This is a genomic window from Pseudomonas sp. RW10S2 (assembly GCF_014268985.1).
GTDB lineage: Bacteria > Pseudomonadota > Gammaproteobacteria > Pseudomonadales > Pseudomonadaceae > Aquipseudomonas > Aquipseudomonas wayambapalatensis.
In genome coordinates, this window is the sequence record NZ_JABWRO010000042.1 from 22,428 (window position 1) to 39,414 (window position 16,987).

Here is a 16,987-nt window from a genome sequence, read left to right on the forward strand (position 1 = left end):
TGCCCGCGAAACAGACAGCCCGGTCCAACGTCTTACCGCCAAGCCCTGCGCAATCGCATCAGCGCCTCGGCGATCTCCGCCTCGGGCACCGCCGCAAACCCCAGCACCAGCCCCGCACGCTTATCCACAGGCACCTCGCTGTCTTCCAGCCAGTAAGCACTCAGCGGGTGCACCTCCACCCCCACCGCCTCAGCCCTGGCCACCAGCACCTGCTCGCGCGCGAAGTTATCCACATCCACTTTCACATGCAGCCCCGCCGCCACCTCCGGCATTGCGCCCAGCCCCGGCACATCCAGCGGCCAGCCGGCCTTGAGCACATTGCGCCGCGCCAGCGCCGCCCGGCGCATGCGGCGGATATGCCGCTGGAAGTGCCCCTGGGCCATGAACTGCGCCATCACGCACTGCGTCCCGACTTCGGAATGCCGCACCGCCAATGCCCGCCCCTGGCTGAAGGCTTGCACCAGTCGCGGCGGCAGCACCAGGTAGCCCAGGCGCAACGCGGGGAAGGCGATCTTGCCGAAGGTGCCGATGTAGATCACCCGCTGCTGGCGATCCAGTGCCGCAAGGGGCGCCAGCGGTGCGCCGCTGTAGCGGTACTCGCCATCGTAGTCGTCCTCGATGATCCAGCCATCCTGGCGTTCGGCCCAGGCCAGCAACGACAGGCGCCGCGCCAGGCTCATGGTGACGCCGGTCGGGTACTGGTGCGCAGGCGTCACGTAGGCCAGGCGGCAGTCGCGCAACCGGGCAAGCTGCTCGCATACCAGCCCTTCGTCGTCTATCGCCACACCGCGCACCTTCGCCCCGGCCAGGGCAAAGGCATGCCCGGCGGCGCGATAGCCCGGGTTTTCCACAGCCACCTCCTCGCCCGGCTGCAGCAGCAGCTGTGCACAAAGGCTGATGGCCTGCTGTGCACCACTGGTGATCACAATTTGTTCAGCGGTGCACGAAAGCCCTCGCGAGCGACGCATGTAGGCCGCGATCAGCTCGCGAAGCACAGGCTCACCGGCCGGGTCGCCATAGCCGAGCAGCGCAGGATCGGGATCACGCCAGAAACCCGCTTGCAGCTTGGCCCAGACCTCGAACGGAAACAGATCGAACGCCGGAATACCGACCCGAAAAGCCCTCGGAGCGCCCGTCCTGGGCGGTGAAAGATGGTGGGATTTCAAGCGCTCCAAGGGTGCGCTCGAGCGCGTTGAACTGGATAAATCCTCAGTATCATCAGGTAGAAATGTGGATAAATCTGTTGATAACCCCCGGGATAACCTTGTTGATAACTGTGTGGATAGTTTCGGCAGCTGGCTCACGTAAGTGCCATCCCCGACCCGGCTTTCGATGAAGCCTTCGGCGTACAACTGGTCGTAGGCGCGCACCACGCTGTTGCGCGACAGCGCCAGCATCGAAGCCAGGTCACGGGTGGCCGGCAGCCGCGTGCCACTGCTCAGCCGCCCGTCCAGCACTCGCGCGCGCAGCGCCTGGTAGAGCTGCTGGCTGAGGCCACGGCGGCGGTCGAGCACGATGCCGGCGGGGTCGAAAGGCAAAACGAGGGGACGCTCACTCATGGCATTGGACCTGTCAAATCGGCTGCAAATGGCTCTTACCCAGAACCAATAGCCTGCCTAGGATGGGGTCATCAAACAAGGACTTCGCCATGTACAACGCCAAGCCTCATCAAGAACACGACCTCCAACGCCTGCACCAGCAGATGCTGCAGACGCGCCTTGCCACGCTGGTCAGCCACGGCGAACACGGCCTGCTGGCGACCCACCTGCCAGTGCTGGTGGACACTCACGAAGGCGAGTTCGGTACGGTCTACGGCCATCTGGCACGCGCCAACCGCCAGTGGCAGGACCTGGAGCGAGGCGGCGAAGCCCTGCTGGTTTTCCAGGGTGCCGATGCCTACGTGAGCCCCGGCTACTACCCGAGCAAACTGGAGAACCCGAAAGTGGTACCCACGTGGAACTACGTCGCGGTGCATGCCCATGGGCCGGCCGAGGTCATCCATGACCCGGCGCCGCTGCTGGAGATCGTCAGCCGCCTGACCGACCTGCATGAACAAAGCCGCGCCGCCCCCTGGAAAGTCGCCGACGCTCCTGCCGACTACATCGACGGCATGCTCCGCGCCATCGTCGGCATCCGCCTGCCCATCACCCGCATCCAGGGTGCCCGCAAGCTCAGCCAGAACCGCAGCGCCGACGATGTGCAGGGCGTGCGCGAAGGCCTGGCCAGCAGCCCCGACCCGCTCGACAACCAACTCGCGACGCAGATGCGTTCGCTCTGAAGGAAACCACCATGTCCAACGTCACCCTGCGCCCGGTCACTCTCGAAGACCACGCCGCCTGGCTGCCCCTCTGGCAGGCCTACCTGCGCTTCTACCAGACCACGCTCGCCGACGAGGTCACCGCCACGACCTGGCAGCGCCTGCTCGCCCCCAGCGAACCCACCCACTCGGCCTTGGCCTGGGTCGATGGCAAGGCGGTGGGGATGGTCAACTACATCTATCATCGTTCCAACTGGAGCATCGAGAACTCCTGCTACCTGCAGGACCTCTACGTCGACGGCGAGCAGCGCGGCCTGGGCATCGGCCGCCAGCTGATCGAACACGTCTACGCCACCGCCAAGGCCGCCGGCTGCATCAAGGTGCACTGGCTGACCCACGAGACCAACGCCACGGCCATCAGCCTGTACGAGCAAGTCGCCGAGCGCCCGGGCTTCATTCAATTTCGCAAAGCACTGTAGGCCGACCATGACCCTGAACTGGAAACCCGCCGCAACACCGGACGCCTCCCCCCTCGATGGCCGTTTCATCCGCCTGGAAAAACTCGACCCGGCGCGCCATGGCGACGACCTGTGGGAGGTCCTGCAAGGCCCGGGTTCGGACCCGGTGCTGTGGGACTACCTGCCCTACGGCCCGTTTACCGAGCGCGCCGCCTTCGACCGCTGGCTGCAAGGCAACGCAGCCAGCCGCGACCCACTGTTCTATAGCGTCATCGACAAACGCAACGGGCAGGTGCAGGGCATCCTCAGCTACATGTCGATCGTCCCCGAGCAGGGACGCTTCGAAATCGGCCATATCGCCTTTGGCGCGGCCATGCAGCGTACGCCCAAGGGCACCGAGGCGGTGTACCTGCTGAGCAAGCTCGGCTTCGAGCTGGGCAACCGGCGCCTGGAATGGAAATGCAACAACGCCAACGCGCGCTCCAGGCGCGCCGCAGAGCGGTTCGGCTTCATCTTCGAAGGCGTATTCCGCCAGCACATGGTGGTGAAAGACCAGAACCGCGACACGGCTTGGTATTCGATCACCGACGGGGAGTGGCCAGCGGTGGCGGCGGGCTTCGAGCGCTGGTTGAGCGTGGAGAACCAGCGGCCTGACGGGCAGGTGAAGACCCTCGAGGCGTGCCGCCAGGCCTGACGCAATCGCGGGGCAAGCCCGCTCCCACAGGTACCCCGCTGCCCATGAAAACAGCGGGGTAACTGTGGGAGCGGGCTTGCCCCGCGATTGGGCCCTGAAACCCAACACAAAAAAAGGGGAGCAACCGCTCCCCATGAGGTAAACCGCTTGTCAGTCGAAGGCTGTCGCTCAGCCTTCGATCTCGATCAGGATCTCGCCAGGGGTTACCCGGTCGCCCTTGGCCACATGAATGGCAACGACCTTGCCGGCGATGGCCGCCTGGACTTCGGTCTCCATCTTCATCGCCTCGGTGATCAGCACCGCTTGCCCCGCCTTCACCACATCGCCCTCCTTGACCAGCACATCGACGATGTTGCCCGGCATGGTGGTGCTGACGTGACCTGGCGCACTGGCCTGCTTGCGCTTGCTGCTGCCACCGCCGACGAAATCGTTGAGCGGCTCGAACACCACTTCTTCCGGCATGCCGTCGATGGACAGGTAGAAGTGACGCTTGCCTTCGGCCTTGACGCCCACGCCGGTGATGTCGACGCGGTAGGTCTCGCCGTGCACGTCGATGACGAACTCGGTCGGTACTCCCTCGCCGCCTACGGAGGTTGCAGCGCCGGCTTCCGGGATCGGCAGCAGGGCTTCGGGCTTGAGGGTTCCGGCTTCACGCTCTTCGAGGAACTTGCGCCCGATGTCCGGGAACATGGCGAAGGTCAGCACGTCTTCCTCGCTGTGCGCCAGGCTGCCGATCTCGGCACGCAGCTTGGCCATCTCCGGCTTGAGCAGGTCGGCCGGACGCACATCGATGACTTCTTCGCTGCCGATCGCCTGGCGGCGCAGCTTCTCGTCGACCACACCTGGCGCCTTGCCGTAGCCGCCCTGCAGGTACAGCTTCACCTCGTTGGTGATGGTCTTGTAGCGCTCACCGGCCAGTACGTTGAAGAACGCCTGGGTGCCGACGATCTGCGAAGTCGGGGTCACCAGCGGCGGGAAGCCGAGGTCTTCACGTACCCGCGGGATCTCCGCCAGCACTTCGTTCATGCGGTTGAGGGCGCCCTGCTCCTTGAGCTGGTTGGCCAGGTTGGAAATCATCCCGCCCGGCACCTGGTTGACCTGCACGCGGGTATCCACGGCGGTGAACTCGCTCTCGAACTGATGGTACTTCTTGCGCACGGCGTAGAAGTACAGGCCGATCTCCTGCAGCAGCTCCAGGTCCAGCCCGGTGTCGAACTCGCTGCCCTTGAGCGCGGCGACCATCGACTCGGTGCCCGGGTGGCTGGTGCCCCAGGCGAAGCTGGAGATGGCGGTGTCGATGTGGTCGGCACCGTTTTCCACCGCCTTGAGCTGGCACATGGCGGCCAGGCCTGCGGTGTCGTGGGAGTGGATGAACACCGGCAGCGATTGCTCGGCCTTCAGCGCCTTGACCAGCTCGCCTGTGGCGTATGGCGTCAGCAGGCCGGCCATGTCCTTGATCGCCACCGAGTCGCAACCCATGGCTTCCATCTGCTTGGCCTGGTTCACGAAGGCCTCGATGGTGTGCACGGGGCTGGTGGTGTAGGCAATGGTGCCCTGGGCGTGCTTGCCGGCGGCCTTCACCGCTTCGATGGCCACGCGCAGGTTACGCACATCGTTCATGGCGTCGAAGATGCGGAATACGTCGATACCATTGACCGCAGCCTTGGCCACGAAAGCCTTGACCACATCATCGCTGTAATGGCGGTAGCCCAGCAGGTTCTGGCCGCGCAGCAGCATCTGCAGACGGGTGTTGGGCAGTGCCGCACGCAGTTGGCGCAGGCGCTCCCACGGGTCTTCCTTGAGGAAGCGCACGCAGGCGTCGAAGGTCGCACCGCCCCAGACTTCGAGCGACCAGTAGCCGACCTTGTCGAGCTTTTCGCAGATCGGCAGCATGTCTTCGGTGCGCATGCGGGTGGCCAGCAGGGACTGGTGGGCGTCGCGCAGGATCGTGTCGGTTACATGGATTTTCTTGGACATTGTTGAATTCCTCACAGGCCTGCGTGGGCGGCGATGGCGGCGGCGATGGCCAGGGCCAGCTCTTCGGGTTTGCGCTTGATCGAGTAGTTGGTCAGTTCCGGATGGCTTTCCACGAAGCTGGTATTGAACTGGCCGCTACGGAATTCCGGGTTGCGCAGGATTTCCTGGTAGTACGCCGCGGTGGTCTTGACCCCCTGCAGGCGCATGTCATCCAGGGCTCGCAGGCCGCGGTCCATGGCTTCTTCCCAGGTCAGCGCCCAGACCACCAGTTTCAGGCACATGGAGTCGTAGAACGGCGGAATGGTGTAGCCGGTATAGATTGCCGTGTCGGTACGTACGCCCGGACCCCCGGGGGCGTAGTAGCGGGTGATCTTGCCGAAGCTGGGCAGGAAATTGTTCTTCGGGTCTTCGGCGTTGATCCGGAACTGCAACGCGTAGCCGCGATGCTGGATGTCTTCCTGTTTGACCGACAGCGGCAGGCCCGAGGCGATGCGAATCTGCTCACGCACGATATCGATGCCGGTGATTTCCTCGGTGATGGTGTGTTCCACCTGCACCCGGGTGTTCATCTCCATGAAGTACACCTCGCCATCGGCGAGCAGGAACTCCACGGTACCGGCGTTCTCGTAGTTGACCGCCTTGGCGGCGCGTACGGCCAGGTCGCCGATGTAGGCGCGCTGTTCCGGCGTCAGCTGCGGGCTCGGGGCGATTTCGATGAGCTTCTGGTTGCGGCGCTGGATCGAGCAGTCGCGCTCGAACAGATGCACCACGTTGCCGAAGCTGTCACCGAGAATCTGCGCCTCGATGTGTTTGGGGTTGACGATGCATTTCTCGAGAAACACCTCGGCGGAACCGAACGCCTTGGTGGCTTCGGAAATCACCCGGGGGAAGTTCTGTTCCAGCTCCTCGCGGCTGTTGCAGCGGCGAATACCACGCCCGCCGCCACCGGAGGTGGCCTTGAGCATCACCGGATAACCGATGCGCTCGCCTTCGCTCAGGGCCTCGTGGATGTCGGCCACGTTGCCTTCGGTTCCTGGGGTCACCGGGACACCGGCCTGGATCATGGTGCGGCGCGCTTCGGTCTTGTCGCCCATGCGGCGAATGACCTCGGCAGCAGGACCGATGAACTTGATGCCACGTTCGGCGCAGATTTCTGCAAGTTCTGCGTTTTCCGACAGGAAACCGTAGCCCGGATGCAGGGCGTCACAGCCGGTTTCCACAGCAAGGTTCACCAGCTTGCGCGGGTTCAGGTAACCGGCCAGAGGCTCGGCACCAATGCTGTAGGCCTCGTCGGCGCGCTTGACGTGCAAGGCGTGACGGTCGGCGTCGGAAAAGATCGCGACAGAGCGAATGCCCATTTCGGCGCAGGCACGCACGATCCGAACTGCGATTTCACCCCGGTTGGCGATCAGGATTTTTTTTATCACTGGAGTCTTCCCAAAGCCGTAGGAACAGACGATCCGGTTACACCGGTCGGCGCGTGACCAGACGTCGCTGGCCAGTCGCACATTCAAACTAGCGCTACCGGTTGATAAACAAAAATCAATATTTGTTAGGGGCTGTATTAGCAAAAGCTTATAGTGAGGTAACAAGGTTTTGCCGGAGCCTGGGGATAAATGCGTAAGTCCTTGATGCGTATGACTTTGCGTCAATTGCAGATCTTTAACGAAGTGTGTGATTTGCGCTCGTACAGCCGCGCAGCGGAAGAGATGGCGCTTACGCAACCCGCCGTAAGTCTACAGATCCGCCAGCTCGAAGAGCTGGTCGGCCAGCCGCTGTTCGAGTACGTCGGCAAAAAGCTCTACCTGACCGAAGCGGCCGAGGCACTGCAACGTGCCAGCCGCGACATCTTCGGGCGCCTGGAAAACCTCGACATGCAGCTGTCGGACATGCAGGGCTCACTGCAGGGGCAATTGAAGCTGGCGATCGAATCCAGTGCGAAGTACTTCGTGCCACACCTGTTCGCCGCCTTCAAGCAACGACACCCGGAGGTCAACCTCACCCTCACGGTGGTCAATCGCGCCCAGGCGATTCGACGCCTGTCCGACAACCGCGACGACCTGATCATCATGTCGATGGTGCCGCAGGACATGGGGCTGGAGTTCCTGCCATTCCTGAATAACCCGATCATCGCGGTGGCGCCACCGGAACACCCGTTGTGCAAGCTCGAACGCTTGCGCCTGCAGGACCTGGAGCCTCATACCCTGCTCATCCGCGAACAAGGCTCGGGCACGCGCAAAGCCTGCGAGGAGTACTTCAAGGACAAGCGCGTGCACTTCACCCAGACCCTGGAAGTGGCCTCGGCCGACGCCCAGCGCGAGTGCGTGATCGCAGGCTTGGGCATCGCCCTGCTGACTCGCCATGCAGTGAACATGGAACTGGCCACCGGGATGCTCAGGGAGTTGCCTGTCGAGGAGCTGCCGCTGTACCGCAGCTGGTGCGTGGTGCAGTCCAAGGCCAAGCGGCAATCGCCGGTGGCCTTGGCGTTTCTGGCATTCATTCGCAGCGAACGTGCGAAGATCAGCGGGCTTGTGGAGCGATTTTCTGGGAAGCTGCCGACGCCACCTGCCACACCGTGATGTCTTGCAGCTCCGGGTAGTCGGCGAGATCGCGCAAGAGTTGGCGCTGGTCGCAGTAGCTTTCGATCGCGCGACGATATTCCATGCGTCGCTGATCCTTTTCAGCCTGCTTGCGAGCTTTGGCGCTGGGTTGGTACGAACCGAAGTGATCGTTTGCCATTGCCTGTCTCCCAGATCGAGTGCGGGAGTTTCAGGGTGGCTTCGGGGTTTTACGGTTTGGCTGAGAAATGGTGACAGAATCGTGAATTTTCATTGCCCGTACCGGCCCTTTCGCGGGTAAACCCGCTCCCAAAGAGGCCGGTGCGGTAGCAGTGCAATCAGTCGTCGGTAGCCTTGATCGACTTGGGCGACAAACGCAGGCTGCGCAAGCTGCGCTTGACGCTCTTGAGGTGGTTGACCAGGCTCGGCCCACGCGCCATGGCCACACCCATGGCCAGCACGTCGATCACCACCAGGTGGGCGATCCGCGAGGTCAGCGGGGTGTAGATCTCGGTGTCTTCGTGCACGTCGATCGCCAGGTTGACGGTCGACAGTTCCGCCAGCGGCGTCTGGCTGGGGCACAGGGTGATGAGGTTGGCGCCGCTTTCACGCACCAGGTTGGCGGTGATCAGCAAATCCTTCGAGCGCCCCGACTGCGAGATGCACACGGCGACATCACCCGGCTTGAGGGTCACCGCCGACATCGCCTGCATGTGCGGGTCGGAATAGGCCGCGGCACTGAGCAGCAGGCGGAAGAACTTGTGCTGGGCATCGGCGGCGACCGCGCCGGAAGCCCCGAAGCCGTAGAATTCCACGCGCTGCGCCTGGGCCATGGCACTCACCGCCTGCTGCAGCGCCTGCGGGTCGAGGTGCTCGCGCACTTCCATCAGCGTGTGCAAGGTGGTGTCGAAAATCTTCAGGCTGTAGTCGGCGACCGAGTCGTCTTCATGGATGGCGAACTGGCCGAAGCTGGCGCCCGCCGCCAGGCTTTGCGCCAGCTTGAGCTTGAGGTCCTGGAAGCCCGAACAACCGATGGCGCGGCAGAAACGCACGATGGTCGGCTCGCTGATACCAACACTGTGGGCAAGATCGGCCATCGAGCTGTGCATGACGGCAGCCGGATCGAGCAGCACGTGGTCGGCCACTTTCAGTTCCGATTTGCGCAGCAGGTGGCGCGATTGAGCGATATGTTGCAACAGATTCACAGGCTGGACTCGGTTATGATCGGCTGGCCGGGATGTAGCTATCTTGTAGTTATACTACATGACCGGCTGACCGCCCAGCTAAACGAACATGGGAGAGTGGTGGCTTGAGTATCCCTTGCGACATTCTGGTTTTCGGCGGCACGGGCGACCTGGCCCTGCACAAGCTGCTGCCGGCGCTCTATCAGCTCTACCGCGAGGGTCGCCTGCACAACGCCGTGCGGATCATCGCCCTGGCCCGCCGCCCCCTGCCGCGCAACGACTACCTCAAGCTCAGCGAGCGTCATTGCAGGGCGCAGATTGCCCGCAACGACTTCGACGAGGAGGTCTGGCAGCGCTTCTCGGCACGCCTGGACTACTTCGCCATGGATGCCTCCCAGGGTGCCGACTTCGGACGCCTGGCCCGCTACCTTGGCGAGCCCGGTGGCCTGACCCGAATCTTCTACCTCGCCACCGCCCCCAACCTGTTCGTGTCCATCGCCAACAACCTGCGCCTGGCCGGCCTTGCCGACAACGAAGCGCGCATCGTGCTGGAGAAACCCATCGGCCATTCGCTGGAGTCGGCCACGGCGATCAACGAAGCCATCGGCGCGGTATTCGACGAGTCCCAGGTCTTTCGCATCGATCACTACCTGGGCAAGGAGACAGTGCAGAACCTCATGGCCCTGCGCTTCGCCAATGCCTTGCTGGAGCCTGTATGGCGCAACAGCCAGGTCGATCATGTGCAGATCAGCGTCTGCGAAACCCTCGGGGTCGAGAACCGCGGCGCCTACTACGAGCGCGCCGGCGCTACCCGCGACATGCTGCAGAACCATCTGCTGCAACTGCTCTGCCTGGTGGCGATGGAGCCGCCGGCGCAGTTCGAGGCCGAGGCGGTCCGCGACGAGAAGGTGAAGATCCTTCGTGCGCTGCGCCCGATCACCGGCCAGGACGTGCAGGACAAGACCGTGCGCGGCCAGTACAGCGCCGGCAAGATCGGCGGCCAGGAAGTGCCGGCCTACTACTTCGAGAAAGATGTCGACAACGACAGCGACACCGAAACCTTCGTCGCCGTGCAGGCCCATATCGAGAACTGGCGCTGGGCCGGCGTGCCGTTCTACCTGCGCACCGGCAAGCGCATGGCACGGCGCTCGTCGCAGATCGTCATCCAGTTCAAACCGGTGCCCCACGAGTTGTTCGCGGGCGGCCAGGTCAACCAGTTGCTGATCCAGTTGCAGCCCGACGAGCACATCAGCCTGCGCATGATGACCAAGAGCCCCGGCCGCGGCATGCGCCTGGCGCCGGTCGAACTGGACCTGAACCTGGCCCAGGCCTTCGCCCAGACCCGCCGCTGGGAAGCCTACGAGCGCCTGCTGCTGGATGTACTGGATGGTGACTCGACACTGTTCATGCGCCGCGACGAAGTGGAGGCCGCGTGGGCCTGGATCGACCCTATCCTCAAGGGCTGGGAAGAACACTTCCAGGCACCGCGGACCTATCCGGCAGGCAGCAATGGGCCAGAGCAGGCCAACAGCCTCCTGGCGCATCAGGGCCGACACTGGTACCTCTGACCATCCCCTGCCCCGGCACTTGCCGCCGGGGCGCAGGTCATCCCCGCGAGCGCTCCAGCAACGCCTTGAACGCTGCGGCATCGATCGGTCGACTGATCAGGTAACCCTGAGCCTCGTCGCACCCCTGTTCACACAGGAATGCCAGCTGCTCCTGGGTTTCCACGCCCTCGGCCACCACCTCCAGCCCCAGGCTCTTGGCCATGGCGATGATCGCCCGGATGATCGCGGCATCCTGGCTGCCCTCCTGCAGACCCCGAATGAACGCCTGGTCGATCTTCACGTAGTCCACCGGAAAGCGCTTGAGGTAACTCAGCGATGAGTAGCCGGTCCCGAAATCATCGATCGCCAGCTTCACGCCCAATGCGTGCAGTTGCTGGAAGGTGGCGATGATGTGCTCGACATTGTCGAGCAACTGGCTCTCGGTCAGTTCCAGCTCCAGCAGGTGCGGTGCCAGCCCGGTCTCCTGCAGCACCTGGCGCACCAGGCTGACCACCTTGCCCTGGCGCAACTGGTAGACCGACAGGTTGACCGAAACACGGATCTCTCTGCCCTGGCGCAGCCATTCGCAGGCCTGCCAGCACGCCTGACGCAGGACGAACTCACCCATCGGCGCGATCAACCCGGTTTCTTCGGCCAGCCCGATGAACTCGCCCGGCGGCACCATGCCCCACTGCGGATGCTGCCAGCGCACCAGCGCCTCGGCGGCATGCAGACGGCCGGAACGCAGGCACAGCTTGGGCTGGTAATAGACCCGCAACTGGTTCTCGTCGAGAGCCTTGCGCAGATCGTTCTCCAGTTGCAGGCGCTCCAGGGTGCTGGCACGCAGGCTTTCGGTATAGAACTGGAAACTGTCGCCCCCCAGGTGCTTGGCATGCTGCTTGGCCATGTCAGCCTGGCTGACCAGGGCGTTGAGGTCGAAAGTGGCCTCCGACAACACACTGATGCCCACCGATGCACTGATCACCACTTCATGACCGCCCACCCGCTGCGGCACCCGCAGCTTGTCGAGCAGCCGTGTGGTGACCCGCACCAGGCTGGAAAGATTGCTGTAGCCATCGAACAGCACGGCGAACTCGTCGCCGGAGATACGCGCCACGGTGTCGGCCTCCGGCACCGCATTGGCCAGGCGCTGGGCCATTTTCTTCAGTAACTGGTCGGCCAGCTCATGCCCCAGGCTTTCATTGAGCAGCTTGAAACGGTCCAGGTCGACATGCAGCAGCGCCAGGCTACGGCCGTTCAGGCGCACACGCTGCACCGCCTCGTGCAGGCGCAGGCGGAACAGTGCGCGATTGGCAAGGCCTGTGAGGTCATCGTAGTGGGCCAGGTAGCGCAGGCGCTCCTCCGACTCGCGGCGCGCCGACAGGTCAGTGAAGAACGCCACGATATTGCTGATATTGCCCCGCCCATCGCGCACGCCATTGAGCTGCAGCCATTGCGGGTAAAGCTCGCCATTGCTGCGCGCCTCGACCAGCTCGCCCTGCCAGCGCCCCTGCTGCTCAAGGGCCTGGAGAATCGACTGGCTGTGCCGGCGAGCGTCGCGGCTGCACGGCAGCTCCAGCAGGTCACGCAGGATAAGGTCTTCGCGCCCGTAACCGGTGAGATCGCAGAACCGCTGGTTGACCGCCAGCAACTGGTAGTGCGCATCGAGGATGGCGATGCCTTCACTGGCCGCCTCGAACACGGTGGCAGCCAGCCGTTGCTGCTCTTCCTGCTCCTTCTGTGCGGTGATGTCGCGGCGGGTGCCCAGCATGCGCAGGACCTTGCCGTCGGCATCACGCTCGACCGCCCGCCCCCGATCCTCGATCCAGCACCAGCGGCCTTGCGTGTGGCGTACCCGGTATTCGACGCGATAGTCGCCGCTGCGGCCCTTGAGGTGCTCGACCAGTGTGCGCCGCAGTAGCGGCAGATCGTCGGGATGCAGGCGCGGCTTGAGGTCGGCAAGCACCGAGCGCACTTGTCCAGGCTCCAGGCCGAACAAGGCATGCAATTGAGTGTGATGGACTTCGTCGGTTTGCAGGTCCCAGTCCCACAGCCCCAGCTCGCTGGCCTCCAGCGCCAGGGCCAGGCGCTGCTCGCTGGCGCCCAGGGCCTGGGTGGCAAGCGCCAGCTCACGGCTTCGCTCGTTCACCCGCAGCTCAAGGCCGGCCTGAGCCTGGCGCAATTGCTCTTCGGCATGACGACGGTGGCGGATCTCTGCACTCAGGGCCTGGTTCAGTTGCTCGCCATGGCGTTGCGCACCCTGCAGATGCTCGATCAGTGCCTGGTTCTGGAAGCGTCGGAGCAGACCGCGCTCGATCAAACGATTGACCTGCCAGGCCACTACCATCAGGGCGCCGAGCAGGATCAGGCCAAGCCAGCCCCAGCCGCGCTGCAATCCGTCCTGATAGAAGAACAGAAATCCGATCGGCGGCAACAGGCCGGGTAACACGAAGCTGAGAAAGGCCGGCAGGCTGACCGCATAGGCGACGCTCGCCGACAGCGCCGCTGCGCCCAGCAGGCCGAATACCCAGGCCTGCTGGACGAAACTGTCCACCGGCACCAGCGCGAGTGCAGCACAGGCAAGCGTCAGGCCACTGAAGGCCGACCCACCCAGGAACATCCGCCACCAGGTCGGCTTGGCCTGGCGCGCCGGCGTGGCCGCATCGAAAGCCGCCACCTGGATCACCCGCAAGGCCACCAGCGCCAGCAACCAGACCATCCACACGCCGACCAGCAGGTAGCGGGCAGGACTCCACAGCAGCCAGGCGCAAAGCAGGCCGTTGAGCAACATGAACAGGGTGGGCAGCAACGAGCCCTGGTAAAGCAGGCGGGTCCGCTCGATGGAGAGCTGGGTTGCGAATTGCCTGCGAACGCTCCTTGTCGATTCGGGTGATGCGTCGATCACCATGCAATTCTGGGTCATATGGCAGTGTTCTTATAATGGTCAGCCGCGAACGTGCACGGAGCATACACAAGCGCAAGGCCAGGCCAAACTGCTGTATGTCATGATTTCACAAATGCCCGAGCATTTGCCCGCAGCCCCCGCGCCAACCTAGAATGGCCGGATGCACACTGATGACCTCTCCCTACTGCTCAACTCCCTCAACGATGCCCAACGCCAGGCCGTAGCAGCCCCGCGTGGGCGTCAACTGGTGCTCGCTGGCGCCGGCTCCGGCAAGACCCGCGTGCTGGTGCACCGCATCGCCTGGCTGATCCAGGTCGAGCAGGCCTCGCCGCATTCGATTCTGTCGGTGACCTTCACCAACAAGGCCGCCGCGGAGATGCGTCACCGTATCGAACAGTTGCTGGGCATCAACCCGGCTGGCATGTGGGTCGGCACCTTCCACGGCCTGGCCCACCGCCTGCTGCGCGCCCACTGGCAGGAAGCGCGCCTGGCGCAGAATTTCCAGATCCTCGACGGCGACGATCAGCAGCGGCTGATCAAGCGTGTCATCCGCGAGATGGGCCTGGATGAGCAGCGCTGGCCGGCACGCCAGGCCCAGTGGTTCATCAACGGGCAAAAAGACGAAGGCCTGCGCCCGCAGCACATCCAGGCCAGCGGCGACCTGTTCCTGGCCACCATGCGCGGCATCTACGAAGCCTACGAACAGGCCTGCGAGCGCGCCGGGGTCATCGACTTCTCCGAACTGCTGCTGCGCGCCCTCGACCTGTGGCGCGACCACCCCGGCCTGCTCGAGCACTATCAGCGCCGCTTCCGCCACCTGTTGGTGGACGAATTCCAGGACACCAACGCCGTGCAGTACGCCTGGCTGCGCCTGCTGGCCGGCGGTGGCGAAAGCCTGATGGCGGTGGGCGACGACGACCAGTCGATCTATGGCTGGCGCGGCGCGAAGATCGAGAACATCCATCAATACACCGCCGACTTCCCCGACGCCGAGCTGATCCGCCTGGAGCAGAACTACCGCTCCACCAGTGGCATCCTCAAGGCTGCCAACGCCCTGATCGCCAATAACAGCGGGCGCCTGGGCAAGGAGCTGTGGACCGACCTGGGCGAAGGCGAACCCCTCACCCTGTACGCGGCATACAACGAGCACGACGAAGCACGCTACGTGGTCGAAAGCATCGAGCGCATCATCAAGGACGGCAATTCGCGCAGCGACATCGCCATCCTCTATCGCTCCAACGCCCAGTCGCGAGTGCTCGAAGAAGCCTTGCTGCGTGAGCGCATCCCCTACCGCATCTATGGTGGCCAGCGCTTCTTCGAACGCGCCGAAATCAAGAACGCCATGGCCTACCTGCGTCTGCTCGAAGGCCGCGGCAACGATGCTGCACTCGAGCGGGTGATCAACGTGCCGCCGCGCGGCATCGGCGAGAAGACGGTCGAAGCCATCCGCGAACATGCCCGCCACAGCCAGCTGTCGATGTGGGATGCGATGTGCCAGCTGCTCGCCGCCAAAGCGCTCAAAGGCCGTGCTGCCAGCGCCCTGGGCGGCTTCATCGAGTTGATGGAGAACCTTGCGACCAAGGTCACGGAGATGCCGCTGCACACCATGACCCAGACCGTCATCGAGCAGTCCGGGCTGATCATCTACCACCAGGAAGAAAAGGGTGAAAAAGGCCAGGCCCGGGTAGAGAACCTTGAGGAACTGGTCAGCGCTGCGCGCAACTTCGAATCCAGTGAAGAAGACGCCGACCTTTCGCCGCTGTCGGCATTCCTCGGCCACGCCTCGCTGGAAGCCGGCGACGCCCAGGCAGACGAGCACGAAGACAGTGTGCAGCTGATGACCCTGCACAGCGCCAAGGGCCTGGAATTCCCCTACGTGTTCCTGGTCGGCATGGAAGAAGGCCTTTTCCCGCACAAGATGAGCCTGGAAGAGCCTGGTCGTCTTGAAGAGGAGCGCCGCCTGGCCTATGTCGGGATCACCCGCGCGATGCGCCAGCTGATCATGACCTACGCCGAGACCCGGCGCCTCTATGGCAGCGAGACGTACAACAAGGTGTCGCGTTTCGTACGGGAAATCCCGGCAGGCCTGGTTCAGGAAGTGCGCTTGTCCAATTCGGTCAGCCGTCCTTTCGGCGGTGCGCAGACCCAGGCCAGCAGCCTGTTCGCCAACGCCAGCATCCCGCAGACCGCCTTCAGCCTGGGCCAACGCGTGCAACACTCGGTGTTCGGTGAAGGGGTCATCCTCAACTTCGAAGGGTCCGGGGCACAGGCACGCGTGCAGGTGAACTTCGACGAAGGCAGCAAGTGGCTGATGCTGGGGTATGCCAAGCTGGAAGCGCTCTGAGGACGAGTCGCTCGTGACTCGTCCCGCGATGCTCTTTCAGACGCCAGATTCAGACGCTGCCTACACGCTCAGGCAAAAGCTCGAAACATTCTTGCGCTAGCCATGTCTCCTAGATCATGTGCACCATGACGCGCGTGCAATCCACAAAACGGGAAATCCCATCTTATGCAACGTTTTCTTAGCATCGCACTGGCGCTCTGCGTCGGCCTGACGCTGAGCCTCGACGCCAACGCCAAGCGCTTCGGCGGCGGCAAGAGCTCGGGCGCTGCGCCTATGCACCAGACCCGCCAGGCCTCCCCTACCACGCCTGCCGCCGCGCCGACCGCTCCAGGCCGCGCTCCGGCCGCTGCCAGCGGTGCTTCGCGCTGGCTGGGCCCACTGGCCGGCCTCGCCGCCGGTGGCCTGCTCGCCTCCATGTTCATGGGCGATGGCTTCCAGGGCATGCAGATCCTCGACTTCCTGATCATGGGCCTGATCGCCTTCCTGGTCTTCCGCTTCATCGCTGCGCGCCGTCGCCAGCAGCAGCCGCAAGCTGCCGCAGCCGCCGGTCACGCCCCTTACCAGCGTGAAGTGCCGCAACAGCCTGCGCAATCGATCTTCGGTGGTTCGGCCGCACCTGTCGCCGCTGCGCCGGTCATCAACGCCCCGGCCTGGTTCAACGAGCAGAGCTTCCTGGCCGCTGCCCGCAACCACTTCCAGACGCTGCAACAGCACTGGGATGCGAACGAGATGGACAAGATCGCCGAGTTCGTCACCCCGCAAATGCTCGAGTTCCTCAAGCGTGAGCGTGCCGAGCAAGGTGATGGCTTCCAGTCCACCTACATCGACGACCTCGATGTGCAACTGGAAGGCGTCGACGACCGTGCCGACAAGACCATCGCCACCCTGACCTTCCGTGGCGTATCGAAGAACTCGCGCTTCGATCAGGGCGAGGCGTTCAGCGAAAGCTGGCACATGGAGCGTGCACAGGGCGAGAACCAGCCCTGGATGCTCGCCGGTATCCGCCAGAACGGCTGATTCTGACGCGCTTCACAGAAAAAACCCCCCCCCCCCCCCCGGGGGG

The 16,987-nt window shown here is 63.9% G+C and carries 13 protein-coding genes; 7 read left to right on the forward strand and 6 right to left on the reverse strand.

The genetic code is table 11. The annotated features are described in order from the left end of the window. Positions 1-32: 32 nt before the first annotated feature. Positions 33-1,559 (reverse strand): PLP-dependent aminotransferase family protein, encoded by a 1,527-nt coding sequence (locus HU729_RS11570; RefSeq protein WP_186710105.1) that lies wholly within the window; start codon positions 1,557-1,559, stop codon positions 33-35. An 89-nt stretch (positions 1,560-1,648) separates the two neighbouring features. On the opposite strand from HU729_RS11570, the gene HU729_RS11575 reads away from it, so the two are divergent. From HU729_RS11575 to HU729_RS11585, 3 genes are read left to right on the forward strand one after another with little or no spacing between them, the layout of a single operon-like run. Next, complete coding sequence (locus HU729_RS11575; protein WP_186710106.1) at positions 1,649-2,278, forward strand: FMN-binding negative transcriptional regulator; 630 nt, start codon at positions 1,649-1,651, stop codon at positions 2,276-2,278. Between the two features lie 11 nt (positions 2,279-2,289). Beyond that, entirely contained in the window at positions 2,290-2,736 is a 447-nt protein-coding gene (locus tag HU729_RS11580) for a GNAT family N-acetyltransferase (protein WP_186710108.1), read from the forward strand. 7 nt (positions 2,737-2,743) lie between these two features. Next, complete coding sequence (locus tag HU729_RS11585) at positions 2,744-3,409, forward strand: GNAT family protein (protein ID WP_186710110.1); 666 nt, start codon at positions 2,744-2,746, stop codon at positions 3,407-3,409. Between the two features lie 168 nt (positions 3,410-3,577). On the opposite strand, the gene oadA is transcribed toward HU729_RS11585, so the two are convergent. Together oadA and HU729_RS11595 are read right to left on the reverse strand one after the other, a co-directional pair. Next, positions 3,578-5,386, reverse strand: coding sequence for a sodium-extruding oxaloacetate decarboxylase subunit alpha (gene oadA, locus HU729_RS11590; protein WP_186670126.1), 1,809 nt, complete (start codon positions 5,384-5,386; stop codon positions 3,578-3,580). Positions 5,387-5,397: 11 nt separating this feature from the next. After that, entirely contained in the window at positions 5,398-6,813 is a 1,416-nt protein-coding gene (locus HU729_RS11595) for an acetyl-CoA carboxylase biotin carboxylase subunit (RefSeq protein WP_054892975.1), read from the reverse strand. 189 nt (positions 6,814-7,002) lie between these two features. Between HU729_RS11595 and HU729_RS11600 the strand changes: the two genes are divergently transcribed. Then, positions 7,003-7,965, forward strand: a complete 963-nt coding sequence (locus HU729_RS11600; RefSeq protein WP_186710112.1) for a LysR family transcriptional regulator — start codon at positions 7,003-7,005, stop codon at positions 7,963-7,965. On the opposite strand, the gene HU729_RS25835 is transcribed toward HU729_RS11600, so the two are convergent. Beyond that, positions 7,907-8,125, reverse strand: coding sequence for a hypothetical protein (locus HU729_RS25835; protein WP_238348354.1), 219 nt, complete (start codon positions 8,123-8,125; stop codon positions 7,907-7,909). The genes HU729_RS11600 and HU729_RS25835 overlap by 59 nt on opposite strands. A gap of 157 nt (positions 8,126-8,282) precedes the next feature. Continuing rightward, entirely contained in the window at positions 8,283-9,149 is an 867-nt protein-coding gene (gene hexR, locus HU729_RS11605) for a transcriptional regulator HexR (protein WP_003253273.1), read from the reverse strand. A 104-nt stretch (positions 9,150-9,253) separates the two neighbouring features. Here hexR and zwf point away from each other — a divergent pair, with 104 nt between their 5' ends. After that, the gene (gene zwf / locus HU729_RS11610) at positions 9,254-10,696 is read left to right on the forward strand and encodes a glucose-6-phosphate dehydrogenase (RefSeq protein WP_186710113.1); all 1,443 of its coding nucleotides are present in this window, start codon (positions 9,254-9,256) and stop codon (positions 10,694-10,696) included. Between the two features lie 37 nt (positions 10,697-10,733). On the opposite strand, the gene HU729_RS11615 is transcribed toward zwf, so the two are convergent. Further along, complete coding sequence (locus tag HU729_RS11615; protein ID WP_238348356.1) at positions 10,734-13,598, reverse strand: EAL domain-containing protein; 2,865 nt, start codon at positions 13,596-13,598, stop codon at positions 10,734-10,736. Positions 13,599-13,740: 142 nt separating this feature from the next. Between HU729_RS11615 and uvrD the strand changes: the two genes are divergently transcribed. Together uvrD and HU729_RS11625 are read left to right on the forward strand one after the other, a co-directional pair. After that, the gene (gene uvrD / locus HU729_RS11620; protein ID WP_186670132.1) at positions 13,741-15,924 is read left to right on the forward strand and encodes a DNA helicase II; all 2,184 of its coding nucleotides are present in this window, start codon (positions 13,741-13,743) and stop codon (positions 15,922-15,924) included. A gap of 165 nt (positions 15,925-16,089) precedes the next feature. Then, positions 16,090-16,941 carry a TIM44-like domain-containing protein gene (locus HU729_RS11625; RefSeq protein ID WP_186710115.1) on the forward strand — a complete coding sequence of 284 codons (852 nt, stop codon included), beginning with the start codon at positions 16,090-16,092 and terminating at the stop codon, positions 16,939-16,941. Positions 16,942-16,987: the final 46 nt, after the last annotated feature.

Coding starts and splice junctions, on each gene's coding strand:
- HU729_RS11625 (WP_186710115.1), top strand. CDS start 16,090: ATGCAACGTTTTCTTAGCATCGCACTGGCGCTCTGCGTCGGCCTGACG.
- HU729_RS11585 (WP_186710110.1), top strand. CDS start 2,744: ATGACCCTGAACTGGAAACCCGCCGCAACACCGGACGCCTCCCCCCTC.
- oadA (WP_186670126.1), bottom strand. CDS start 5,386: ATGTCCAAGAAAATCCATGTAACCGACACGATCCTGCGCGACGCCCAC.
- HU729_RS11575 (WP_186710106.1), top strand. CDS start 1,649: ATGTACAACGCCAAGCCTCATCAAGAACACGACCTCCAACGCCTGCAC.
- HU729_RS11615 (WP_238348356.1), bottom strand. CDS start 13,598: ATGACCCAGAATTGCATGGTGATCGACGCATCACCCGAATCGACAAGG.
- HU729_RS11600 (WP_186710112.1), top strand. CDS start 7,003: ATGCGTAAGTCCTTGATGCGTATGACTTTGCGTCAATTGCAGATCTTT.
- HU729_RS25835 (WP_238348354.1), bottom strand. CDS start 8,125: ATGGCAAACGATCACTTCGGTTCGTACCAACCCAGCGCCAAAGCTCGC.
- HU729_RS11580 (WP_186710108.1), top strand. CDS start 2,290: ATGTCCAACGTCACCCTGCGCCCGGTCACTCTCGAAGACCACGCCGCC.
- uvrD (WP_186670132.1), top strand. CDS start 13,741: ATGCACACTGATGACCTCTCCCTACTGCTCAACTCCCTCAACGATGCC.
- HU729_RS11570 (WP_186710105.1), bottom strand. CDS start 1,559: ATGAGTGAGCGTCCCCTCGTTTTGCCTTTCGACCCCGCCGGCATCGTG.